At 42.3% G+C, this 21,696-nt stretch carries 29 protein-coding genes; 19 read left to right on the forward strand and 10 right to left on the reverse strand.

The window, feature by feature from the left end:
- Nucleotides 1–9: 9 nt before the first annotated feature.
- The 6 genes from H6F41_RS12820 (at nt 10) to dnaK (ending at nt 7,212) form a co-directional block, all read left to right on the forward strand.
- Entirely contained in the window at nt 10–771 is a 762-nt protein-coding gene (locus H6F41_RS12820; RefSeq protein ID WP_190403870.1) for a TIGR01548 family HAD-type hydrolase, read from the forward strand.
- A gap of 69 nt (nt 772–840) precedes the next feature.
- Complete coding sequence (locus H6F41_RS12825; RefSeq protein ID WP_190403871.1) at nt 841–1,182, forward strand: MgPME-cyclase complex family protein; 342 nt, start codon at nt 841–843, stop codon at nt 1,180–1,182.
- Nucleotides 1,183–1,290: 108 nt separating this feature from the next.
- Nucleotides 1,291–2,187, forward strand: coding sequence for a protein phosphatase 2C domain-containing protein (locus H6F41_RS12830; protein ID WP_190403872.1), 897 nt, complete (start codon nt 1,291–1,293; stop codon nt 2,185–2,187).
- Nucleotides 2,184–4,124, forward strand: a complete 1,941-nt coding sequence (locus H6F41_RS12835) for a pentapeptide repeat-containing protein (RefSeq protein WP_190403873.1) — start codon at nt 2,184–2,186, stop codon at nt 4,122–4,124. Before H6F41_RS12830 ends, H6F41_RS12835 begins: the two co-directional genes overlap by 4 nt.
- A gap of 267 nt (nt 4,125–4,391) precedes the next feature.
- Nucleotides 4,392–5,138 carry a nucleotide exchange factor GrpE gene (gene grpE, locus H6F41_RS12840; RefSeq protein WP_190403874.1) on the forward strand — a complete coding sequence of 249 codons (747 nt, stop codon included), beginning with the start codon at nt 4,392–4,394 and terminating at the stop codon, nt 5,136–5,138.
- Between the two features lie 214 nt (nt 5,139–5,352).
- Nucleotides 5,353–7,212: a molecular chaperone DnaK gene (dnaK, locus tag H6F41_RS12845; protein ID WP_190403875.1), complete on the forward strand. Its 1,860-nt coding sequence runs from the start codon at nt 5,353–5,355 to the stop codon at nt 7,210–7,212.
- An 80-nt stretch (nt 7,213–7,292) separates the two neighbouring features.
- On the opposite strand, the gene H6F41_RS12850 is transcribed toward dnaK, so the two are convergent.
- From H6F41_RS12850 to aroH, 5 genes are all read right to left on the reverse strand, one after another.
- On the reverse strand, nt 7,293–7,982 hold the full coding sequence (locus H6F41_RS12850; protein WP_190403876.1) for a GUN4 domain-containing protein: 690 nt from the start codon (nt 7,980–7,982) through the stop codon (nt 7,293–7,295).
- A 137-nt stretch (nt 7,983–8,119) separates the two neighbouring features.
- Nucleotides 8,120–8,674 carry a hypothetical protein gene (locus H6F41_RS12855; protein ID WP_190403877.1) on the reverse strand — a complete coding sequence of 185 codons (555 nt, stop codon included), beginning with the start codon at nt 8,672–8,674 and terminating at the stop codon, nt 8,120–8,122.
- Nucleotides 8,675–9,084: 410 nt separating this feature from the next.
- Nucleotides 9,085–10,137, reverse strand: coding sequence for a UDP-3-O-(3-hydroxymyristoyl)glucosamine N-acyltransferase (lpxD, locus tag H6F41_RS12860; RefSeq protein WP_190403878.1), 1,053 nt, complete (start codon nt 10,135–10,137; stop codon nt 9,085–9,087).
- Nucleotides 10,138–10,178: 41 nt separating this feature from the next.
- Entirely contained in the window at nt 10,179–12,251 is a 2,073-nt protein-coding gene (locus H6F41_RS12865; RefSeq protein WP_190403879.1) for a tetratricopeptide repeat protein, read from the reverse strand.
- A gap of 91 nt (nt 12,252–12,342) precedes the next feature.
- On the reverse strand, nt 12,343–12,723 hold the full coding sequence (gene aroH / locus H6F41_RS12870) for a chorismate mutase (protein WP_190403880.1): 381 nt from the start codon (nt 12,721–12,723) through the stop codon (nt 12,343–12,345).
- Between the two features lie 158 nt (nt 12,724–12,881).
- Here aroH and H6F41_RS12875 point away from each other — a divergent pair, with 158 nt between their 5' ends.
- Together H6F41_RS12875 and accD are read left to right on the forward strand one after the other, a co-directional pair.
- Nucleotides 12,882–13,478 carry a hypothetical protein gene (locus tag H6F41_RS12875; protein WP_190403881.1) on the forward strand — a complete coding sequence of 199 codons (597 nt, stop codon included), beginning with the start codon at nt 12,882–12,884 and terminating at the stop codon, nt 13,476–13,478.
- A 158-nt stretch (nt 13,479–13,636) separates the two neighbouring features.
- Nucleotides 13,637–14,611 carry an acetyl-CoA carboxylase, carboxyltransferase subunit beta gene (gene accD / locus H6F41_RS12880; protein WP_199288768.1) on the forward strand — a complete coding sequence of 325 codons (975 nt, stop codon included), beginning with the start codon at nt 13,637–13,639 and terminating at the stop codon, nt 14,609–14,611.
- Here the strand turns inward: accD and nagA are convergent.
- Nucleotides 14,547–15,554 (reverse strand): N-acetylglucosamine-6-phosphate deacetylase, encoded by a 1,008-nt coding sequence (gene nagA / locus H6F41_RS12885; RefSeq protein WP_190403882.1) that lies wholly within the window; start codon nt 15,552–15,554, stop codon nt 14,547–14,549. The two genes, accD and nagA, sit on opposite strands and share 65 nt — an antisense overlap.
- A 135-nt stretch (nt 15,555–15,689) precedes the next feature.
- Between nagA and H6F41_RS12890 the strand changes: the two genes are divergently transcribed.
- The 8 genes from H6F41_RS12890 (at nt 15,690) to H6F41_RS12920 (ending at nt 18,367) form a co-directional block, all read left to right on the forward strand.
- Nucleotides 15,690–16,274, forward strand: a complete 585-nt coding sequence (locus H6F41_RS12890) for a Uma2 family endonuclease (RefSeq protein WP_190403883.1) — start codon at nt 15,690–15,692, stop codon at nt 16,272–16,274.
- Nucleotides 16,275–16,555: 281 nt separating this feature from the next.
- Entirely contained in the window at nt 16,556–16,765 is a 210-nt protein-coding gene (locus H6F41_RS12895) for a hypothetical protein (protein WP_190403884.1), read from the forward strand.
- On the forward strand, nt 16,671–17,015 hold the full coding sequence (locus H6F41_RS12900) for a type II toxin-antitoxin system RelE family toxin (RefSeq protein ID WP_242023036.1): 345 nt from the start codon (nt 16,671–16,673) through the stop codon (nt 17,013–17,015). The genes H6F41_RS12895 and H6F41_RS12900 overlap by 95 nt, the downstream gene beginning before the upstream one ends.
- Nucleotides 17,016–17,019: 4 nt before the next feature.
- Nucleotides 17,020–17,145: a hypothetical protein gene (locus H6F41_RS19165; protein ID WP_277873994.1), complete on the forward strand. Its 126-nt coding sequence runs from the start codon at nt 17,020–17,022 to the stop codon at nt 17,143–17,145.
- Nucleotides 17,146–17,154: 9 nt separating this feature from the next.
- Nucleotides 17,155–17,499: a DUF6883 domain-containing protein gene (locus H6F41_RS12905; protein ID WP_408962545.1), complete on the forward strand. Its 345-nt coding sequence runs from the start codon at nt 17,155–17,157 to the stop codon at nt 17,497–17,499.
- On the forward strand, nt 17,499–17,759 hold the full coding sequence (locus tag H6F41_RS12910; RefSeq protein ID WP_190403886.1) for a DUF4926 domain-containing protein: 261 nt from the start codon (nt 17,499–17,501) through the stop codon (nt 17,757–17,759). The genes H6F41_RS12905 and H6F41_RS12910 overlap by 1 nt, the downstream gene beginning before the upstream one ends.
- Nucleotides 17,760–17,903: 144 nt before the next feature.
- Nucleotides 17,904–18,140 (forward strand): type II toxin-antitoxin system HicB family antitoxin, encoded by a 237-nt coding sequence (locus H6F41_RS12915; protein ID WP_190403887.1) that lies wholly within the window; start codon nt 17,904–17,906, stop codon nt 18,138–18,140.
- Complete coding sequence (locus H6F41_RS12920) at nt 18,137–18,367, forward strand: type II toxin-antitoxin system HicA family toxin (protein ID WP_190403888.1); 231 nt, start codon at nt 18,137–18,139, stop codon at nt 18,365–18,367. Before H6F41_RS12915 ends, H6F41_RS12920 begins: the two co-directional genes overlap by 4 nt.
- Before the next feature lie 340 nt (nt 18,368–18,707).
- Here H6F41_RS12920 and H6F41_RS12925 read toward each other — a convergent pair whose 3' ends face one another.
- Together H6F41_RS12925 and H6F41_RS12930 are read right to left on the reverse strand one after the other, a co-directional pair.
- Complete coding sequence (locus H6F41_RS12925; protein ID WP_408962546.1) at nt 18,708–19,121, reverse strand: type II toxin-antitoxin system VapC family toxin; 414 nt, start codon at nt 19,119–19,121, stop codon at nt 18,708–18,710.
- Nucleotides 19,111–19,347, reverse strand: coding sequence for a hypothetical protein (locus H6F41_RS12930; RefSeq protein WP_190403890.1), 237 nt, complete (start codon nt 19,345–19,347; stop codon nt 19,111–19,113). Before H6F41_RS12930 ends, H6F41_RS12925 begins: the two co-directional genes overlap by 11 nt.
- 268 nt (nt 19,348–19,615) lie before the next feature.
- Here H6F41_RS12930 and H6F41_RS12935 point away from each other — a divergent pair, with 268 nt between their 5' ends.
- Genes H6F41_RS12935 through H6F41_RS12945 form a run of 3 tightly spaced genes read left to right on the forward strand, consistent with a single transcriptional unit; the run spans nt 19,616 to nt 20,272 of the window.
- Entirely contained in the window at nt 19,616–19,894 is a 279-nt protein-coding gene (locus H6F41_RS12935) for a BrnT family toxin (protein ID WP_190403891.1), read from the forward strand.
- Entirely contained in the window at nt 19,875–20,108 is a 234-nt protein-coding gene (locus H6F41_RS12940; RefSeq protein ID WP_190403892.1) for a hypothetical protein, read from the forward strand. Before H6F41_RS12935 ends, H6F41_RS12940 begins: the two co-directional genes overlap by 20 nt.
- Nucleotides 20,105–20,272 (forward strand): hypothetical protein, encoded by a 168-nt coding sequence (locus H6F41_RS12945; RefSeq protein WP_190403893.1) that lies wholly within the window; start codon nt 20,105–20,107, stop codon nt 20,270–20,272. The genes H6F41_RS12940 and H6F41_RS12945 overlap by 4 nt, the downstream gene beginning before the upstream one ends.
- On the opposite strand, the gene rnc is transcribed toward H6F41_RS12945, so the two are convergent.
- Both rnc and H6F41_RS19385 read right to left on the reverse strand, forming a co-directional pair.
- Nucleotides 20,249–20,929, reverse strand: a complete 681-nt coding sequence (gene rnc, locus H6F41_RS12950; protein ID WP_190403894.1) for a ribonuclease III — start codon at nt 20,927–20,929, stop codon at nt 20,249–20,251. The genes H6F41_RS12945 and rnc overlap by 24 nt on opposite strands.
- Before the next feature lie 86 nt (nt 20,930–21,015).
- Nucleotides 21,016–21,411 (reverse strand): HNH endonuclease, encoded by a 396-nt coding sequence (locus H6F41_RS19385; protein ID WP_408962544.1) that lies wholly within the window; start codon nt 21,409–21,411, stop codon nt 21,016–21,018.
- Nucleotides 21,412–21,696 lie beyond the last annotated feature (285 nt).

The following is a 21,696-nucleotide window of genomic DNA, read 5'->3' on the forward strand; positions in this document are numbered from 1 at the left end:
AATTAGGCTATGACTATTTTTGTATTTGATATTGATGGGGTGATTCGTGATGTGTCAGGTTCCTATCGGCGGGCTTTGGCGGATACGGTAGAATATTTTGTAATGCAGTTGCAGGGAGAGCTTTATCGTCCTAGCCCCGAAGAGATTGATGATTTGAAATCAGAAGGTATTTGGAATAATGATTGGGAAGCTTCGCAGGAGTTAATCAAGCGTTATCTCCAAGAGAAACCTCTCACAGTCAGTTATGAAGATATCGTGGCATTTTTCCAGAGTCGCTATCGTGGTACTCAGTCAGACTGGTCGGATGGGTATATTGCCTCTGAGCCTTTGATTGCTAATCAAGAATATTTCGCTGGTTTGACCGAAGCGAATATCGGTTGGGGATTTTTTAGTGGTGCAACTAGGGCTTCGGCAAGCTATGTTTTGCATCGGCTAGAGATTAGCAGTCCTGTACTGGTTGCGATGGAAGATGCCGCAGGTAAGCCTGATCCCACAGGATTTTTGCTGGCAACTAAGCAGATTGAGTCAACGCAAAATGCGATCGCAGATCTGGTGGTATATGTGGGTGATACGGTTGCCGACATGCTGACCGTACTAAAGGCAAGGGAGTATGACCCTAGTTATAAATATCTGGCTGTGGGAGTGATTCCGCCTCATATTGGAGAAGAATCTCGTGAGCGCTATGCAGCTTTACTTAAGGAAAATGGTGCAGATATTGTTTTGCAAAGCGTATTAGAGCTGACACCGCAGCTTAATTTATCGAAAAGTTAGGCAAGTTGAATTAGCGTTAACATAGATTTGGCTTTACAAGCCATTACCTTGTTAAGTTAAAAAAAATTTATGTCAGAGTCCCAGCAGTATTATTTTGTGGCTGCTAGCCGTAAGTATTTGTGTGAAGACGAAGGGAAACCTTTGGGTGAGACGCTATCGGAGCGTCGCCGCAACTTTGAGGCTCGCAACAAAGAAATTAATTTTTGGTTAATTGAGCAGCCTGCTTTCTTGGAAGCTCCTGAAATGGCAAGCATCAAAAAGCAAATTCCTCAACCTGCAGCGGCGATCATCACCACTGATCCGAATACGATGCGCTGGTTGAAATTGCGATTGGAGTTTGTGATTACGGGCGAGTTTACTGCACCTAGTGCCACAATTCCTAACCCCCTAGCATCTTTAGCGATCGCCTAAATCTGCCAAGAAATAAAAGCCTGCATCTGCGGGCTTTTATTTTGCGTACTTCTGCTGTTAAGGTAACTTGAAATTTTCCGCTCCCCTTGCCGATCGCCTATAGATACTGTGTTTAAATCTTCTTGCAATATTGCTGTTTCGAGATTGCCTTCTCCATATGGCTATGCCAACTTTGGGTTTAAGTCATTTGTCTCTAACTATTCGCAAAAATATTGCGATCGCAGTTTATATGCTCAAATTCATAAGCCCACAGCCAGAGGCTTGGCAAGGTTTCAGTTAGTCCAAAGTTTTTCAGTACAAAAAGCAGGTAATGCGATCGCAGAATGTGAAGACATGTGGGACTATGTTCAGCACCATATGGGCATATCACTAGCCCTATCGGATGGGGCAACCGAATCATCGTTTGCCCGCGAATGGTCAAAGGAATTGGTCACAAATTTTGTCCATCGTCATGAAATAGGAGATGGTGATTGGCAAAACTGGCTATTGCGATCGCAAAAATCTTGGCAAAGCGGGTTAGCAGAGCAGAACTTGTCTTGGTTTGCCAAGCGCAAGGCAGCCGTGGGCGCTTTCGCTACTTTTGTGAGCTTAGAGATTTGCTCTGATTTTAGGTGGAAAGCAATGGCAATAGGGGATTCCTGTATATTTATGGTTCGCGATCATCAGTTACTTCGTAGCTTCCCAATCCAAAATAGTGACCAGTTTAACTATCATCCGCGCCTGTTGGCGACGTATCCGCAATTAGTAAACGATATGCGCCAAATTAGCGGTAAGGCCAAACTAGGTGATCGCTTTTATCTGGCAACCGATGCGATCGCCTGTTGGATTTTTAAGCAAATAGAAGCAAATCAAGATCCTTGGCTAAAATTAGAACAGATTTCATCTCAAGACTTATTTGTGAATTGGGTGAATGAATTACGCGATTGTCAACAAATAGTTAATGACGACACTACCTTGCTTTGCCTAGAAATTCAGACTATGTCTCAAACTGGTTGTGAGTCATGACATATATCCAGACATGGCCATTAAATATTGACTTCACGTTGGCGGTACAAAACCCGCAACTTTGTTTTGCAGATGCTGACCTCAAACAATCAAGTACAGCCAAAAACTCGCGGGGACGGGTTTTGCTATGGTCAGGGAATTTTGCCACGGTTTATAAACTAACCAAAGGTGAAAAGTCTTGGGCTGTGCGATGTTTTACCCGCATTCCCCAAGCTGATGTGCAACAACGCTATCAAGCAATTAGTGCATATCTTAGCCAACATCAAATTCCTTATTTAGTAGATTTTGAGTTTGTTGCTAAGGGAATTTTAGTCAAGGGGGAATGGTATCCGATCTTAAAGATGGATTGGGTCGATGGAGTCGAAATTGATCGCTATATTGGTGAAAATATTGATGAGCCGAGTGTTTTACATCGCCTTGATTTGCAACTCCAAAAACTGCAAAAGGATCTTCGGCAAGCAAGCATTGCCCATGGAGATTTACAGCATGGCAATATTATGGTCGATGATCTTGGGGAACTACGATTAGTTGACTATGACGGCATGTATGTCCCTGCATTGCTAGGGATGCCACCTCTGGAGATGGGACATCCCAATTATCAGCCACCTCTGCGATCGCTCAAGGACTTTGGTGAGCAGTTAGATGATTTTTCCTTTGATGTCATCTCGCTCTCTCTGAGAGCTTTAGCGCTGCAACCAAGTCTGTGGGAGACTTTCCATGAAGACAATAAAAATCTTATCTTTCGGCAAAATGACTTTCAAGATCCTGATTCATCGCCTGTTTTTCAAGCGATCGCAAATTTAGATAGTGATGATACGCGCCAAATTTGTGATCGCTTAATTCTGCGGTGTTATGGCAAAGATCCAAGCCAAGCTATGGAAACCAAATTCCCCCAGCTACAGTTTCTCAATGATCAATCTAAAACTATTTTCCAATTAGGTTTAGTCGTGATTGCCCTAGTTGGCGGTATCTTTTGGGCTTGGAAAATTAATCAATATACCCCCACTATTTCCCCACCTCTGATTCCAGAAACTCCCAAAAACACCCCAGTGAGTTTGCCCACACCTAATATTTCCCCATCGCCTGTTATTCCCCCTAGCCCCAAATTGACTCCTATTAACGCCGAGACTCTCATGGCTAAATATGCGGAAGGGCAGCGCAATTTTCAGTTTGTGCAGTTGACAGGAAATCAAAGCGATCGTCTACAGGGACAAGACTTTAGCAATATTAATCTCAGTGGTTCTGTGCTTGAGCGTATTGATTTGCGGCAAGTGATTTTTAAAAATGCCAACTTAAATGGTGTGAGAATTATCAGAGTTGATCTGCGTGGTGCGGATCTTAGCAATGCTAGCTTGATTGAGGCAAATCTCACTGCCTCTAACCTGACTGATGCCAAACTGGAACAGTCTAACCTTCTAAGGATCAATCTGTCTCAAGCTAAACTCGGCTCGGCAAACCTTCAAAAAACGGAGTTAATGAGCGCAAATCTTAGTGAAGCTGATCTTAACTCCGCAAATTTGCAAGGAGCTAATCTGCTGTTAGCCAATCTCCGTAGAGCAAATTTAGTGAAAGCAAATCTGCAAAATAGTAATCTAGCCGCCGCCAACTTGAGTAATGCGATTTTAGATGGCGCAGATTTATCCTTTGCCGATATGAGATCAACGGAACTATACCTAACTAGTTTTACCAATGCGGATCTTAGCTCTACGAATCTCACGGCTGCGAATCTTAATTTAGTAGAGTTGGCAGGAGTAAAACTAAATGGGGCAAATTTACAGAATGTGATCGTTGAAAATATGGGCAGTATTGAATCCGCAGATTTTACGGATGTAACTAGTCTTGCCAATAATGTCCGTCAATATTTTTGTTCTTTAGCCTCTGGAAATATTGCTGAGACAGGTATACCCACAAAAGTGACCCTCAACTGTTTGCCATAAATTGCGATCGCATAGTGCTCATGGGTACTCATACCAATTCACGAAGATGTGATAACACTTTTGTGAATTAAAAACTAAACCCAGCAAGGGTTTTAAAAACACAAAATGGCTATGCCATTTTGTGTTTTGGTATAAGTTGACTCAGATCAAGAGTAGAATTGATGTGATTGGCAAAAATCGTCAAAAGCAATTGCCAAATTTCACTTCTCAGCAATTAGCTGCCAAATAATGTACTAGAGTGAAAAGCCCGAAAAGAGTATTACAGCAATGATTGAAGAAGAAAAAACACTAAATTCTGACGACCTGATCGATGAAGACGATGAGGTACTTGAGTCACGGTTGCAACAACTGGCGATCGATGAACTAAATCACATTTCTAACCAAGAAGCTGCAAACTCGGCTCCTAGTCAGTCAGATGCCACAGGCGAATCGAAAGCTGAACCTAGTAAGAGTGAAGCGGCGGCGGCGGCAACGCTAGAAAAAATTAGTGGTTTGATTGCCGAGTCAACCGCCCTTAGAGAGCAGCTAGATGAGCGTAAGCAACAGTATTTACGTTTATATGCTGACTTTGAAAACTTTCGTAAACGCACAGAGCGAGATAAAGAGGAGCAGGAAGGGGCTACTACTAGTAGAATCCTCAAAAAAATCTTGCCTGTAGTTGATGACTTTGAACGTGCACAATTGCAGATTACACCGAAAACGGATGGAGAAGCTTCAATTCATAGAAGCTATCAATCAGTTTATAAGCAATTGCTTAAATGCTTAAAAGAAACAGGCGTGGCAAGAATGGAATGCATTGGTCAGGAATTTGACCCTAACTTCCATGAAGCAATTATGCAGGAGCCTTCACCTGAACATGAAGAGGGACTTATTACCGAAGAATTGCGTCCTGGCTATTTAGTCAGTGATGATCGAGTGCTACGCCATGCCCTTGTTAAAGTATCTTCTGGCAAAATTGATGGTGATGAGAGTACATCTGCTAATGCTGACAATGACAATGGTGAATCAGCCTAAATACTAGATCACAAAGGATAAATAAAAGAGTCTGCGATCGCAGACTCTTTTATTTAGGTTTCAATATTTATCTTTAAAAAAGCTTAGACCTAATTCCTCAAATAAAGATAAACTTTTACAACGAAGAATGCATCTCAAAATGCATTCTTAGGGTACATTATTCAGAAATTCACTAAGCTAAACTTAAAAAAAGCTTTTAACGGAACTGGCGGTTATGTCGAAAGTAATTGGTATCGACCTTGGTACGACAAATAGTTGTGTTTCGGTTTTAGAAGGTGGCAAGCCTGTTGTCATCTCTAGCGCAGAAGGCGGTCGCACTACACCAAGTATTGTTGCTTTTGTAAAGGATAGCAACGAAAGAATTGTGGGACAGGTGGCTAAGCGTCAATCTGTAACTAATCCTATTAACACTATTTATAGTATCAAGCGCTTTATTGGGCGCAGTTGGAGTGAAACCGAAGAAGAACGTCGGCGAGTTGCTTATAAGGCGATCAAGGGTAAAGATGACACCGTTGATGTGCAGATTGCTGACAAAAGCTATACGCCCCAAGAAATTTCGGCAATGATTTTGCAGAAATTGAAGCAGGATGCTGAAAATTATCTTGGTGAGGAAGTTACTCAAGCTGTTATTACGGTTCCTGCCTACTTTACCGACACACAGCGGCAAGCAACAAAGGATGCTGGGGCAATTGCAGGTTTAGAGGTCATGCGGATCGTTAATGAACCTACTGCCGCCGCACTCGCCTATGGTTTAGATAAGCAGGATCAAGATCAAGTTGTTTTGGTGTTTGACCTTGGGGGCGGTACGTTCGATGTGTCAGTACTGCAACTAGGTGACGGTATTTTTGAAGTTAAAGCCACTTCTGGTAATAACCATCTTGGGGGCGATGATTTTGATGCAAAGATCGTTGACTGGTTAGTTGCTGACTTTAAGGAAAAAGAAGGTATTGATCTCTCGGAAGACAAGACTGCCTTGCAACGACTGAGAGAGGCTGCGGAAAAAGCCAAAATTGAGCTATCTAGTGCGCCTTCTACCTTGATCAGTTTGCCCTTTATTGCTTCCGATGATAATGGACCCAAAACCATTGAGATTGATTTTACCCGTGCCAAGTTTGAGCAGATTACGGCTGCCTTGGTCAAATCAACCCTCGACCCTACGGCTCAAGCCCTCAAAGATGCGGGACTCATGCCAAAGGAAATCAACCGCATTATTTTAGTTGGTGGCTCAACCCGTATTCCTGCGGTTCAAGAAGCGATATCGCGATTTTTTGAGGGCAAAAAACCTGATCAGTCAGTTAATCCTGATGAGGCGGTGGCGATCGGTGCGGCTGTACAAGCGGGTATTTTGGGCGGAGAAGTCAAGGATCTATTGCTGCTAGATGTAATTCCGCTTTCGATTGGATTGGAAACTCAAGGTGGTGTATTTACGAAAAACCTAGAACGCAATACTACTATTCCTACTAGCAAGTCACAAATTTTCTCTACGGCTGTTGATAACCAATCAGTTGTGGAAATCCATGTGTTACAGGGCGAGCGCTCGATGGCAAAGGACAATAAGAGCCTTGGCAAGTTTGAATTAGAGGGTATTCGACCGGCTCCGCGTGGGATTCCTCAAATTGAAGTTTCCTTTGATATTGATGCCAATGGCATTCTCAATGTATCAGCAAGAGATGTTGATACGGGGGTTGAGCAAAGTATTAGTATCACGAATACTGGTGGCTTGAGTCCTACCGAAATTGAAAGAATGCGGATGGAAGCTGAAGTATATGCTGAAGAGGATGAAGCGCGTCGTGAGTTGGCTAATATGCGAAACCAAGCTTCTAATCTCATTCGTACTGTTGAGGACATTCTGCGAGATAATGGCCCATCGGTGATTACGCAAAGTTTGCGTGAGCCAACCATGCAAAATGTAGAAGCTCTCAAAAATATTTACGAATCGGAAGAAATCACCTACGAAGAAATTCAAGCTGCTCTGAAGCCTTTGCAGCAATCTTTGTTTGATGTGACACAGGCGATTGAAAAATATTCACAAGTTGAGCGAGTAAAGCAAAAGCCGTCAGATACTCTGTCATAGAGAGAGTGCAGCAGTTGAAGTTTTGCAAAAAAAGGAGTTGCGCCGCACCTCCTTTTTTGATTTGTCTCTTTTTGCTATATTTACCAAGCTGGATGAGAGAAAATTGCCTGCATGGTTTTATTGCCCCGTAACTGATTCGACAGGGGCAAATGACCTCTCGGTGCGTCAAGGCTCCAAATAAATTCGTTGGGATAGCGGGTAAACGAGCCATCCTTTTTCCAGCCAATCTTGAGCCAAAATTTTTCCCAACCTTTGCCTAGGCTTAGCCAAATTTTACGCTGTACCGAGAAACCAAACTTGCCTTCAGAATAAACGAGCCATAGTTGATTAATTGTTTGTAAATCACTAATCGGAATTGATTTGGCTTCGGTGAAATATAGCCAACCTCTCGCCAAGGCATCTGAACTTGCTGCTTCACACAGTTTTTTGCTGGTAATGCGATCAGCCTCTTCAAAGTCCTGTTTTGCTAGCAGTATTTGAATTTCTTGATAATCAATTGACTTTTCTGACTTGAGAGTCACCACTCCATGGGGGTAATGCAGTTGGGCTAATTCTGCCGCTCTTGGCAAATTACTTTTGAGCAATGTTTGATGTATTTTGCCGTCAACCCATGTCACTTCTGTATTCGTAGCCTTACGTGCTTGGATAAATTCATCCAAGATTTGTAAACCATCTTCTCCAAAGTCTACTATTTCCGCGATCGCAGGTAATTGGTTTGCCTCTTTACCTGAAAACAACTTATCTCGCAGCGCAGTTAGTTTTGTATCCATCAGACCCTATAAAAATCGCAAAAAAAATCGCAAAAAAAATCGCAAAAATTACACCACTTTGAATTTACACCTTTACTTAGCCCAAAGAACTTAAAAAGCAGCACCCATTGGGTGCTGCTTTTTAAATCTTCAACAAATTAATCGATGTAACCCATCAGTCCAGCGTTGTCGATTTCATTGGAGGCAACAGGTCTTGTACCACCCATTTGTGAATAGGTATCATCAATTACTAGTCCTGAAGAACCAACGGGGCGCTCTCCTGCAATGTAGAACTTATCGACGATGACAAATCCATCTTCAAATACAGGACGTTCGCCAGAGGAGAAGAATGTGCCAGTTACATGAGCACCAGTGCTAACAATAGGACGTTCACCGCCCATGGTGGTATAGGTGCTGCTAATTGCTAATTTGCTGGCTTCGATAGGACGTTCACCTGAGCTATTGAAATACTCAACTGCGCGAAAGCCACCATCAATGATTGGGCGATCGCCAAAATGTTTAAGTGTTTCAGTCACAGTCAGTGATCCTTTTTGGGTGATAGTTGCGGGCTTGACTTCTTCCTTTACAGCCAAAGCTGCAATATCGACGGAGCTAGTTTTGGTTTCGGCTTCAGACTTCGCTTTGGTAGGACGACTTTTTTCCGTAGTCTCAGGTTTGGCGCTATCTGGTTTTGCTTCGTTGCCTGTACTCATGTTTTATCCTCAAATTTAATAAAAACTCTTAATTGCTTTTGATTGCTTTCAATTGCTCTTATTTGGTAAGTAATTGTGTTTGCGATCGCTTAAAAACTTTTAAAGTTATAACCTGTGAAGTTAATTCTACAGAAAAAGTCAATGTTATTAACCTTTTGACAGATTGGTTATAGCTTTGATATATCAAAATGTACTCAAGCAAAGCTATCTCAATGCTATATCAAATCAGCCATCGACTGATTTAGCGACTATTTTTGTTGTCTTCATAGGACATCTTGATATAACTCATAAGGTATTTTGATTTTCCACCACCACAGAGTTGGCTAGTACAAACCAAACCCCAAGAAGCGAGTGGCGGCGATTCGCGCCGCTACTCGCTTCAGTCGTAAGCAACCACTCCAGTTAGGGTTTTATTTGGATTCTAATTCGGCAATACGTTGCTCTAATTTGCGAACCGTGCGTAATAACTCAGGTAGTTGTCGCTCCGCGATGACGATCCGCTTCCAATCTTTTTCAGGAACTACAGGATAGCCCATCATAGTGACACCTGCGGGGACATCGCTGGGAATGCCAGACTTTGCCCCGATAACTGCACCATCACCGATGTGAATATGATTAGCTGCGCCGACTTGACCTGCCATCACCACATGATGACCAAGAGTTACACCTCCTGCGAGTCCCACCTGTGAGGCAAGTACCGAATGTGCTCCGACTTCGACACCATGACCGATTTGCACAAAGTTATCTAGCTTTGCACCTTTGTGAATGATGGTGACACCAACGGCAGGACGGTCAACGGCACAGGAACAACCTAATTCCACATTGTCCTCAATTACGACATGACCAATTTGTGGGACTTTGTACCAAGTGCCATTGGGAGAAATTTCAAAACCGAAGCCATCACCACCCAATACGGTGCTGGGATGGAATAGACAATTTGCACCGATTTGAGTGCGATCGCAAATTACACAATTAGCATGAATGGTGGTATTTGCCCCAATCTCGACATCGTTGTAAATGGTGACATGGGGATAAATGGTGACATTATCTCCAATCTTGACGCGATCGCTAATGACAACATAGGGGGCGATTGCCACATTTGCGCCTAGCTGCACATCTGCACCTAAAATTGCGGTGGGGTGAATGCCCTTGGGGGGAGTCGGTGGTTGATAAAACTTTTCGAGAACCTTGGCAAAGAGAATCCGAGGATGGGCGGTACGAATGCAGGGCAGAGGCGAAGGGGTTTTGAGATCGAGAATGACGGCACTAGCTTGGGTGTCCTTGAGATGTGCCACAAATTTGGATGAAGACACAAACGTAATCTCGCCAGCCTGTGCCTTGTCGATCGCTGCGACACCTGTGATGACTGGATCAGCACCATCGGACTCAAATTTACAATCGGGTAGAGCGGCAGCAAATTCGGCAGCAAGGGCGGATAGCTTAAAACTAATCGTTGATGTCATGATCGGATTTTTATGCAATTTGTATTCAAAATTTATGTGAATTACGCTTCAAATTGCGGCATCTCTAGGGAGATGGGCGCAAATTCTAGTTGCACTGCGGCTTGACGCACTTTCGCAGCGAACGCGAGGGGATCGAGGTCAAACTGCTCGAATAGTTCCCTTCCACGGATGCAGCGCAACTCAGGATTTTCGGCCGCACCACTGACGACCCAGAGGACAAAGTTTTTATTGCTGCGGGCATTCTCAATCTCGATCGCAGAAATGGCAAAGGATTCGCGATCGCTAGTAAAGCTTTTAATGACAACGGCTTCGCATACGTCATCTCTGGTACATTCGAGATCGTAGCCAACTTGCGATTTATCCACCGAGCGCACCATCCAGCCATCACGCATATATTGCGCCATCACGGAAATCATCGCTAGTTTTTCCGCTGTGCTGGGATCTTCAATCGAGAAAGGTACTGGCTTTTCGACAACACGGTCAACGACTTTCTCAACGACGCGATCGACGATTTTCTCGACTTCAACCAGTTTCTCGATCTCAACTAATTTTTCGACCTCGACAATTTTTTCGACTTCAACAATCTTCTCCACCTCAACTATTTTTTCAACTTCGACGATCTTCTCGACAATTTTTTCAACTTCGACGATCTTCTCGATCGCATCTGTCAAATCTGAAATTGCTTCCTCAGCATTAGAGATAGCAATGGCTGCCTCTGAAATCGCTTCCTCGTTGGAAACAGGAGGGGTTTCAATAATCAGTTTGCTGGTTTCTTCGTCTTGGTCATCATCGGAATAATCGGAGCTAGCTGCCATGGCTAATGGAGTATCGCTTGATTCATTTGCTGTATTGAGATCGTTAGTGGGAGAGTCGCTGGGGGACGCTGCGATTGCATGATGACTTTTAGGCGTTGCCTTGGGCAAAGAATCGATCGCAAAAGTTGCTAGTAATTCCTTGGCTTTTTTCGCTTTGTCGGGTTTGCCCTGCGTTTGATAGAGAATAATCGCCTTACGCAAGTCGTCTCCCGCAAGGGTTTCATCGGCAAGGGCTGGCTGAGAATAGGTCAAGCCACGATAGTAATAGGCATCAACATTACTAGGCTGTAAATCGATGGCATGGCTAAAATCCCTCAAGGCTTCGGCATATTCTTTGAGAATGTAATGACATCTGCCACGGCGATACACTGCCAAATCGCGATCGGGACTAAGTTCTAGGACACGGGTATAGCAGGCGATCGCCTGTTCATAGCTCTTGAGCTTGAAGTAAGTATTGCCCAAGGCAAAGTGAGCATCGACGTAGTTAGGGTCAATGCCAATTGCAGACTGAAAATCTGTCATTGCTTGTTGATACTGCCCCAGCAAGAGATTGATTTCACCACGTTTATGGTAAGCAAGTCTTGCCTTGTCAGGACGCATGGAGATGGCTTTGCCATAGTCGCCCACGGCTTTGCCATATTCGCGCAAGCTCACATGGGCATCCCCTAAACCCAGATATGCCTTAATAAAATCAGGATTGAGTTTCAGCGCTTGTCGAAACGACTCTAGGGCATCCTCTGGAAAACCTTGCTGAATATCCTCTAAACCCCATCGGTAGTAGACATCGACAAGGTTAATTCCCTTACCTGCCCGAAATGCTTTTTGGGTTTGACGCTCCCATTCGCGATCGAGCATTCGCACATATTCTTCGCGAAATACTCCCGCATCGGACTGCGGCTCTAGGGGCATTCCTTGAAAGTGAGGTAGTTGGCGCAAATAGTCGGTGCGGAGTGGCTCATCGAAACTAACGCAAGCATCCCAAGCAACCCAAACTCGAAAGTTATTTGCCTGTGAGTCGATGTCATAGGCTTCGCTAAGTTCACGATATCTCGCTGATCGCAATTTGAGTTGATATTCACGATCGGCAGGAACTACAGTCCCTGACGCAAAATAGCCCTGATTGGTGCTGCCAATTCGCTTGAAATAAGCGCGATCTCCCACCTTAAGAGTTTGAATGTTGCCGCAGTTCCACGTAACGATATACTGCTCCCCTTCAGAGATGTCGGCGATCGCTTCACGAATAAAATCGCGAATCTCTGGCTCTGTCTGCTCGTTACACAGGAAAATTCTGGTGACCATAGGGCTTATCTTACGTTTGAACTGATTTTATCGCAATAAACCTATAAATACAGTCAAGACAGGCTAAGCAGTTTGCCAAGCTTCTATTTTCTTAAATTTGAGCGCAAACCAAGTCAGGGCGTAAACCTCGCGCTCCGTTTAAGTAAACATGCTTGATTTGATGCTGCTCAAGCGGTGTATTGACATGGATTAAGACCCGAATACAGCGCTCTAGGCTGCCCTTGACATGCATTTGCTGCACGTCCAATAGTGGCACATGCTCCCATTGCGATCGCGATCGCGCAATTTTGGCAGGAAAGACCACATCAATATCGGCAGTTGCCGAAAAAGTCGCACTGACTATTTCACGCGGATCGATGTCATTTTGGGCTTCGATTTCCTCCATAAGCTCTAGGACAGCCCTCTCTAGGGCTTCGTATGTATTTGCTTCAACTGTTGTTGCTCCACGAACGCCACGTACACGCCAACCCACGTTTTACACCATCCGTACTGTATGTATGTATTTTTGATGATTAATTTGATTGTTAATCATATCGATCATTGATCAGATTACCCCTAAAAAACAATGTTAAGTTAATTGATGAAGTTAATTGCGATCGCATCGAAAATAAACCAAATTGATTGCTCCCTATGACTGAAGCCGCAGATTCAATAATTGACGACTCTAACCGCACTAATAACTCTAATCATATTTTTTATGTTTCACCATTGATTAGAGTGACTTTGCTACTGCTCTATATCTCGCTGACTGTACCTTTGCCGTTTTTAAGTAACTTTACGCATTCAGTAATTCCTGCGACATGGCTCAGTATCGGTTTAGTAATTGGCTTTGTATTTTTGTATGGTGCACTTGGCGATCGCGTCATTCTTGATGCTCAGGGAATTAGTGTGGCATATCCTAAATGGTTTCCCAGTTTCTTGCGTAAGGGTTGGTCATTGGCTTGGCAAGATATCACGGCTCTCAAGCCAAGAATTACAGGACAGGGGGGGATTGTTTATTATTTTGTGAGTAAAAACTCTGATCAAGCTTACTTGTTACCGATGCGGGTGGTCGGTTTTGCAAGGTTAGTGCAACTAGTCGAAGCAAAGACAGGGATTGATACTCGTGATGTGCGTCCTTTAGCCCAGCCTTGGATGTATTTAATTTTGTTAGTCTTTACGCTGATGCTGATGCTGATGGATGTCTGGACAATTTACACTTCTCTGACTTTGCCACAACCTTTGTAAAGCTAGCTCTAAGACATGGGACACCTAAAGCATGATCACTGACTTTCTCCGAAGTCCAAAGCGCTGTATGATGAAACTGCTATGTTTGTATCATTAGCTGCAATTGACAATCGCTTTGATTGACAACCATACACCTGTACTGTGAACCGTAAGCCACTATGTCACTTTTTGATTGGTTTGCCGAAACACGCTCGCGCGCCAGTGAAGCATACTATCGCAAAACACCTAATCTAAATCAAGACTCTCAAGAACGCGAAATTCCTGATGGTTTATGGCACAAATGTTCTAGTTGTGGTGCTTTGACCTATGTAAAGGATCTCAAAACCAATTTGATGGTCTGTCCTGAATGTGGTCATCACAATCAAGTCAATGCCCATGAGCGGATTGCCCAGCTAATTGATGCTGGCACATGGCAAGAAATGGATGCAGATTTGACTTCCTGTGATCCATTAGGTTTTAAGGATCGTAAGCCTTATATCGATCGCATTAAAGAATATAAGCAAAAAACTGGTTTGAGTGATGGCGTAATCACTGGCACGGGCAAGATCGATGGCTGTGATGCGGCTCTTGCAGTGATGGACTTCCGCTTTATGGGTGGCAGTATGGGTTCGGTGGTTGGTGAAAAAATTACCCGTATGCTGGAAACTGCGACAGCAAAACGTTATCCTGCCTTAATTTTCTGTGCATCGGGTGGGGCGCGGATGCAGGAAGGAATTTTGAGCTTGATGCAGATGGCAAAGACATCGGCGGCTTTGGAGAGGCATCGTCAAGCAAATTTGCTGTATATCCCAGTTTTGACTAACCCGACTACGGGTGGGGTCACAGCTAGTTTTGCGATGTTGGGCGATTTGATTTTGGCTGAGCCAAAGGCTTTGATTGGGTTTACAGGGCGACGAGTGATTGAGCAGACTTTGAAGCAAAAAATTCCTGAAGGTTTCCAGTCCTCTGAGTATTTACTTGATCATGGTTTTGTAGATGCGGTTGTGCCTAGAACTAAGCTCAAAGCAACTTTGGCAATGGTTTTAAAAATGCATCAACCACAGGTTGGTGGTTCTCGCGATCGCAATTTTAACGGTGATGCCAAACCAGTTGCCCCGAATCTGTCTGATGCCAAGCTAGCCGTTGATTTGTAGACTCAGTTGGTAGATTGAGAGCGCGGCGCGGCGCAAAGATGGCTAAGTCAATTGCTTGCTGTGGCTTGCAGATCTGCCATTGCACTAGATTATTGACGCTATCTAATAAAGGCAAGGTTGTGCCTGACAATGTGCCATCGGGCAGTCGGGCTGTGCCATTTTTAATTGTAATTTGGCGATCGTCCCAAGGATAAGTGCCATCGGGTAAACCGAGGGGCGCAAGGGCATCACTAACAAGAAATATTTGATTAGTCATCCGATAAAGCAGTTTGACCATTTGCGGTGAAACATGGACACCATCGGCAATGAGTCCACACCAAACCCGATCGCTTAAAATTGCTTCTCCCAATAGTCCAACGTCGCGATGGTGTAGACTGGGCATGGCATTAAAGGCATGGGTAACCATGGTTGCTCCTTGTGCGATCGCAATTTTAGTTTGGGCTGCGTTGGCGGTGGAGTGACCAAGGCTGACGATGATATTGCGATCGCCAAGATATTTGATCGTTTTCCCTGATGGATCGAGTTCTGGCGCGAGGGTAATGACTTTAATAATTTCGGTGTAATCACCTAGTAATTTTTGTAAATTATCGAGATTAAGCGGTAATAAATGTTGCTGTGGATGTGCGCCGCGCTTGTCAGGATGTAAAAAAGATCCTTCGAGATGTACGCCTAAAATCTTGGCTGCGTGAGGATCGGGATTTTGCTTTTGATTTGCGATCGCTTCGGCGAGGAAAAATAGCGATCGATGGAATTGTTCAATAGAAGCGGTTACGAGGGTCGGTAAAAATCCATCTAGCCCCTGTTGATATAGAAATCGACAAATCTCTGGCAACTTGCTGGCGCGATCGCGAGTTAAATCATTAAAAGGAACTCCTAAAGCTCCATTAATTTGTAGGTCAATTGCTCCTTGAGAAAAACAGATAAATTTATGTGCGTCTGTCATGATTTTTTGCGATCGCAAATTATTTTCATCGAACCGATACTAGAGTAATCACCTTCAGGGTTTACTCTCTAGGATTGCTATAGGTTGAGCTATGATGATCGTTAACATCATTCCAAGTAATTTAATTCTAATCTTATGAAAGTTCAATTGCTTACGCAAAAACAGAATAAGTTGGCGAATAAGTTTCTGTTGACGACCCAGCAATATCATCTCATGCACGAAGCTGGTGTTTTTCAAGAGGGCGATCGCCTTGAACTAATTAATGGAGAAATTCAAACTATGTCCCCAATCGGCAGAAAACACGCTACATGTGTTGCTCGATTGAATGCAATTTTTACTAATCGTCTTTTTGGTAAAGCTATAATCTGGCCGCAAAACTCAATCCGCTTGAGCGATCATTCAGAGCCACAGCCCGATCTTGCCATTTTGAAATTTCGCGCTGATTTTTATGAGGAGGGATTGCCAACACCTGATGATATTTTGTTAATTATCGAGGTTGCCGATAGTTCCATTGATTACGATCGCGAAGTAAAAGCATCTCTGTATGCGTTGGCGGGAATTCCTGAAATGTGGTTGTTTGATGCTAATAAAAAAGCGATCGAAGGATATTCGCAACCATCGGCAAATGGATATAAATTAATCAGGCGTTACGATGAGAATGATGTTTTATCAATGCTTGCTTTTCCTGAAGTGATTTTCAATTGGAATGAACTATTTTAAATTTAGTTGCAATCTCTGGGACTGTAAATGTTGATGCCAAAGCGATCAATATGTTCTTTGAGTTTTGGCTCAGTGATCGCTTCATAATGCACTACATCAAAAAAATAAGGGAGTGGTTTCTCTTCGTTTAGACAATCTGCAAATCGCCCCTTCATCACCCATCAAACCCGATCGCATATTTCCCCATCAAACAGCGATTGCCCTTTTCTCCACCTCAAACAGCGATTATATTGACGACCAAGTTAAAATTGTTTAAAACCAAGTAGTAGATCCTTAGTGTTATGCAAATAAAAGAACCCACTACTGAACAGTTTCGTTTACTAGTTCGTGAAGTTGTAATTGAAGTATTAGAAGAATATATCGATCTAGATGAAGGCAAGAAGTTAAAAACAGCAGTTGTGGAACGTTTATTACGACAGCAACAGCAACCAACTGTTATCCCTGCGGCTCAAGCTATGCAATCATTGGGGCTTAATTGGGACGAGTTATAGTATTGATTTTACTTCTGAGGCGATCGCTGATCTTGCGAAAATTGATCGCACTAATCAAATACGGATAGCTCGTAAAATCAAGTGGTTAGGAGAGAATTCTGAACAAATTACACCTCTATCTCTTTCTGGTAATTTATCAAGTTTTTTTAAGCTGCGTGTTGGAGATTATCGAGTTATCTATGCGATCGCCCAATTACAAAAAGGTCTCATTATTCGTCAAATTGGATATCGCAGGGAAATTTACGATTAGATAAATGATCGCCTCCCACATCAAACAACGATCGCCCAACGATCGCCTCTCACCACCTAAAACCCGATTGCCTTTTCCCTACACCAAACAGCGATCACCTCACAGTTGGGTATACTTAAGATTAATTTAGTATTGACTTCTGCCTAGGAAATTACCAAATGGCGATCGCCCTGAAATTTCTATGCAAAAGATTTTAGGATATTGCTTAAACATCAACCATGATAAGGGTAAAGACAAGGCAAGAGTGTTTGAATCCAGACTGGGTATTACAGTTCAAAATGCTGATCGCTTGGTTGAATTAATTCAAGTTGCGGCAGTTGAAGGTGAAGTTGTGCAGGAGAGTAATACAAGATTTGGTAAGGAATATAAGGTGGACTGGGAAATTCCTAATACAGGAGGTTCTGAACTGAGGACTATTTGGGAAGTTAGTATAGAGTCTGGTTATCCTCGTTTGATTAGTGCTTTTTTAAAGAGAGAGAAATAATGAAAACTCCGCAGTTGCTTGATACGATCGCTATTTTAAAACCAATTTCTATAGATAGACTTTCTCTGATGGAAGCAGAATATGATTTTAATTCAGCTTTGCCAGTGGGTTTAGTTGGTACGATTGTGGATATTCATCAGGATAATCAGGGAGTTGATTATCTGGTGGAGTTTGCGGATTCTGATGGGTGTGAGTTTGCGATCGCCTATTTAAAGGCTAATGAATTTCTTACTTTACAATATGAGCTTGCTGCGGCTTAGGATTTTAGAGCGATCGCACTCTCACAACCACAAACCCGATCGCCTTTTCCCCACACCAAACAGCGATCGACTAAATCAACAAAAATCAATTATGATCGAGTAGATGAAATATAGAGATTGATATCTTAAAAAATTCAAGAATATATGAAAACCAGCAAAAAAGCCTACAACTATACGGTGCTTCTAGAAAAGGAAGAAGATGGAGGCTATCACGCTTTTTGTCCTATTCTCAGAGGCTGTCATTCTCAGGGGGATACTTTTGAAGAGGCGATCGCTAATATTACGGAAGCTATTGAGCTATATATTGAAAGTTTAATAGCTGATAGTCAGCCTGTCCCTAGAGAAAATTTAATTGTCAAACCTTTGAGTGTTCTAGTATGAGCAACTTTCCAAGCGTTAAGGCTAAGGAGTTTATAAGGGTTATCGAAAAGTTGGGGTTTTATTTCGATCGCCAAAAAGGAAGTCATGCTATTTACAAAAATATTCAGGGAAAAAGAGTTGTTGTTCCAATTCATTCTGGAAAAGATATTAAACAAGGTACTTTGATGGGAATGATTCAAGATATTGATGTTGACAAAGAGACTTTTTTTAAATTATTGCAAGAATAAAGCGATCGCCCCTCATCACCCACAAAGCCCGATCGCACATTCCTCCAAATCAAACATTGATCGCGCCCTTCATCACCCACAAAACCCGATCGCCTAAATCTCAACATCAAACAACGATCGCCCCTCATCACAAACAAAACCCGATCGCCTAAATCTCCACATCAAACAGCGATCGCCTCTCACCACCCATAACCCGATCGCCTATTCCCTCAAATCAAACAGCGATCGCAACCCTCAACACCTACAAACCCGATCGCAAATCCCCTCAAATCAAACTGCGATCGCAACCCTCAACACCTACAAACTCGATCGCAAATTCCCTCAAATCAAACTGCGAAAATCATTTTAATAATGCTCGAAATCCTGCTTGATTAAAATGGTCGTCAGCAGTTAAGGCTTCAGTAATTGAAAGACTTTGCATAACTACGAATGAAATACAATCCACTAGTCCCCATTCTTTGTCTTGGCGGCTTCTAAATAATTGAAATGCTGCATCATATAGTTCATTTGTTAGAGGAACTATTTTAACGTTTGGATCTGATTCTAGTGATTCAAGAAGTTCGATTGCGGCGGCTCTATATTTTTGTTTGGAAAGTGCATTTCCAATTTCCAGTAAAATTGCTTGAGTGGTTACTAGGCTTATATTTTGAGATTCAATCTTTTCAGCTAGTTCTACTGCTTTTGCATGGTTTTGATCGGTAATTGCAGATAGTGCGATCGCAAAGGATGTATCTAAAAAAATTTCACGCATTATCTGAGATATTTTCACCATAAAGGTATTGATCGATGTTTTCTGACCAGTCGGGTTGACCTTGCAGGTTTAAAGATTTAGCAGTTTGTAAGAATGATTTTTTGGGTGGTTTTGCATCAGGCAAAAGACTTTCAACAACAATCCGTACTCTTGTGCCTGATTTGATGTTTAGAGGCACTTCAGGGACAAGGGTTACACCATCATAAAGAGCGTCTAAGGTTTGAATCATAATTTTTTGCTTATGCTGCTTTGCTGACATTATATCTTTATTTACAGAGCGATCGCCCCTCATCACCCGCAAACCCGATCGCCTAAATCTCAACATCAAAACAGCGATCGCACCTCATAACACCCAAAACTTGATCGCCTAAACTCCACATCAAACAGCTATGTCACATCAAAAAACTAAAAGTGGTTGTAAAAGTTTAAATGTCTTAAAATAGCTATGAATTGTTGATTAAAATGCTTATGGTTTATAGTGTTTATGGTGTGTTGAGATGAGTACCACTTTCGAGTGGGATGAGCAAAAAGAGGCTGATAACAAGGCAAAGCATGGCTTAGATTTTGAAACTGCTCAATATGCTTTTTTCGATCCCAAGCGTTTGATTGTCCATGACTCAGAACATAGTGAAGTTGAGGAACGTTGGTTTTGTATTGGCAAAGTAGATGATCTTGTATTGACAGTGCGTTTTACTTATCGAGATGGAGTGATTCGGATATTTGGGGCTGCTCAATGGCGTAAATGGAGAAAATTTTATGAACAACACAATTCCTGATCCTGCTGAACCAATTGGAAATGTCACTATTGTTAAAGATTTTTTGCCCCCAGTGAATCAGTTAGTTCCGAGGCAAAAGACGGTAATGATTACGATGGAATTTACTCAAGAAAGTATTGAGTTTTTTAAGCGTGAGGCTAAACGCCATAATTCTTCATATCAAGAGATGATTTGCCAACTTGTGGATGCTTATGCAAAACAGGGTAAGGTGTGAATAATTTATCGCCCTTCACCACTCAGAAACCCGATCGCAAATTCCCCACATCAAACAGCGATCGCACCCTCATCACCCAAAACCCGATCGCAAAAATCCTCAAATCAATCAAAACACCTATTTTCTTTGGATTGAGGATGTTAGAGCAATCCCCTTTTTTTTAGTTTAGCCAGCGCATCGGCAGCAGCTTCTTTCTCTGCATCTTTCTTGTTACTACCTTTGCCTTCACCATAGATTTTACCCATCACATAAACTTTTGAGAGAAATTCTGGAGCGTGAGACTTTCCACCAACCTGTTCAGTTTCATAGTTTGGCTTTGTCTCTCCATTCGCCTGCACAAATTCTTGAAGCTTATTCTTTGAATCTTTGCTGGCGCGAATAACCATGACATCTTTTGGTACAGAGTCAAATAATTGTTCTACAAGAGGACGAAGCACATCAATATTACGCTTATTATCTAGGTAGTAAGCGCCAACAACCGCTTCAAATGTACTACTCAGAATATTAGGATTGGTATAACCACCTTCTCTTTTTGCACCTTCTCCCAAACGGATTCTAAAATCCAGTCCAACTTCAGTCGCAAATCGAGCAAGTTGTTTTTCATCCACAAGAGCAGACCGTCTGCGAGTCATTTCATCTTCTGCCATTTCAGGATTTTGTTCATATAGGTATTCCCCACTAATAAAATTGAGAATGGCATCGCCAAGAAATTCTAGTCTTTCATTATGTCCAGATTCATCAAAGTTTTCATTAACAAAAGAGCGATGAGTAAGCGCACGACGAAGTAATTTTTCGTCATTAAAAATCAAAAGTTTATGCATTTTTATTGAGTATATTTGTTAGAAATATAGTTGTCTAAATCAACTAAAACATAAGTATAAAACCTAGGTTTTAGTTGAGCCAAAAGTTATTTGCCAGAGTTGTTCAAAGACGAACTTTTGTGCCTTTGCTCAGGTGGAAATAGGCTGTTACCACGTGAGCCATTACATTTACGACAAGTAAGGCGTAAATTCTCTGGATTGTTAGATCCACCTTTACTTGAAGGGCGCAAGTGATCAAGGGTAAGTTGCTCAAATAGGAAATCTTGCCGACACCAAAAACAAACCAAACCAAATTCCCAATCATATGCAAGAAGATGTTTTACAGCATCTTTTTGCTTCTTAGTCATTTGCTTAGCCATTTCAAAGCACTCCGTTAAATAGTTGTTTAACAGACTTGAAATATCAAATTGCCAAATATGAGAGAAGCATATGCTTGAGTAGCGTATTTCCCTAGTATATTTGAACATAAACGTCTTAAGCATAATACCTGTGTCGCTCAATTCAGTGCATACTTCAGTATGCTGAACCAATACTCTTGTTAGAAGTACTATGTGTATTCTGCAATCAGTGCTGAGTCAAGATAGTGAAACTGCACAAAACTGAGCAACTCAGGTGTTATGTATAAGACGAAAATCAAATAATTGATATTTATTTGTCTTAGCTTATTTAACTACAGACAAACTTATTTTGTCAATAGTTTACAAAATAAGTTTGTCTGAGTTGGCATTTTAATTTCAACAAACAATTTTACAGATTCTTAGTGTGTT

Origin of the sequence: Pseudanabaena mucicola FACHB-723 (assembly GCF_014696385.1) — a bacterium.
Classification (GTDB): Bacteria; Cyanobacteriota; Cyanobacteriia; order Pseudanabaenales; family Pseudanabaenaceae; genus Pseudanabaena.

Bases quoted from the DNA above. Each gene is read 5' to 3' on its own strand.
- H6F41_RS12820 (WP_190403870.1), top strand. From the start codon at position 10: ATGACTATTTTTGTATTTGATATTGATGGGGTGATTCGTGATGTGTCA.
- H6F41_RS12825 (WP_190403871.1), top strand. From the start codon at position 841: ATGTCAGAGTCCCAGCAGTATTATTTTGTGGCTGCTAGCCGTAAGTAT.
- H6F41_RS12835 (WP_190403873.1), top strand. From the start codon at position 2,184: ATGACATATATCCAGACATGGCCATTAAATATTGACTTCACGTTGGCG.
- grpE (WP_190403874.1), top strand. From the start codon at position 4,392: ATGATTGAAGAAGAAAAAACACTAAATTCTGACGACCTGATCGATGAA.
- dnaK (WP_190403875.1), top strand. From the start codon at position 5,353: ATGTCGAAAGTAATTGGTATCGACCTTGGTACGACAAATAGTTGTGTT.
- H6F41_RS12850 (WP_190403876.1), bottom strand. From the start codon at position 7,982: ATGGATACAAAACTAACTGCGCTGCGAGATAAGTTGTTTTCAGGTAAA.
- H6F41_RS12855 (WP_190403877.1), bottom strand. From the start codon at position 8,674: ATGAGTACAGGCAACGAAGCAAAACCAGATAGCGCCAAACCTGAGACT.
- lpxD (WP_190403878.1), bottom strand. From the start codon at position 10,137: ATGACATCAACGATTAGTTTTAAGCTATCCGCCCTTGCTGCCGAATTT.
- H6F41_RS12865 (WP_190403879.1), bottom strand. From the start codon at position 12,251: ATGGTCACCAGAATTTTCCTGTGTAACGAGCAGACAGAGCCAGAGATT.
- H6F41_RS12875 (WP_190403881.1), top strand. From the start codon at position 12,882: ATGACTGAAGCCGCAGATTCAATAATTGACGACTCTAACCGCACTAAT.
- accD (WP_199288768.1), top strand. From the start codon at position 13,637: ATGTCACTTTTTGATTGGTTTGCCGAAACACGCTCGCGCGCCAGTGAA.
- nagA (WP_190403882.1), bottom strand. From the start codon at position 15,554: ATGACAGACGCACATAAATTTATCTGTTTTTCTCAAGGAGCAATTGAC.
- H6F41_RS12890 (WP_190403883.1), top strand. From the start codon at position 15,690: ATGAAAGTTCAATTGCTTACGCAAAAACAGAATAAGTTGGCGAATAAG.
- H6F41_RS12895 (WP_190403884.1), top strand. From the start codon at position 16,556: ATGCAAATAAAAGAACCCACTACTGAACAGTTTCGTTTACTAGTTCGT.
- H6F41_RS19165 (WP_277873994.1), top strand. From the start codon at position 17,020: ATGATCGCCTCCCACATCAAACAACGATCGCCCAACGATCGCCTCTCA.
- H6F41_RS12910 (WP_190403886.1), top strand. From the start codon at position 17,499: ATGAAAACTCCGCAGTTGCTTGATACGATCGCTATTTTAAAACCAATT.
- H6F41_RS12915 (WP_190403887.1), top strand. From the start codon at position 17,904: ATGAAAACCAGCAAAAAAGCCTACAACTATACGGTGCTTCTAGAAAAG.
- H6F41_RS12920 (WP_190403888.1), top strand. From the start codon at position 18,137: ATGAGCAACTTTCCAAGCGTTAAGGCTAAGGAGTTTATAAGGGTTATC.
- H6F41_RS12930 (WP_190403890.1), bottom strand. From the start codon at position 19,347: ATGATTCAAACCTTAGACGCTCTTTATGATGGTGTAACCCTTGTCCCT.
- H6F41_RS12935 (WP_190403891.1), top strand. From the start codon at position 19,616: ATGAGTACCACTTTCGAGTGGGATGAGCAAAAAGAGGCTGATAACAAG.
- H6F41_RS12940 (WP_190403892.1), top strand. From the start codon at position 19,875: ATGAACAACACAATTCCTGATCCTGCTGAACCAATTGGAAATGTCACT.
- rnc (WP_190403894.1), bottom strand. From the start codon at position 20,929: ATGCATAAACTTTTGATTTTTAATGACGAAAAATTACTTCGTCGTGCG.
- H6F41_RS19385 (WP_408962544.1), bottom strand. From the start codon at position 21,411: ATGCTTAAGACGTTTATGTTCAAATATACTAGGGAAATACGCTACTCA.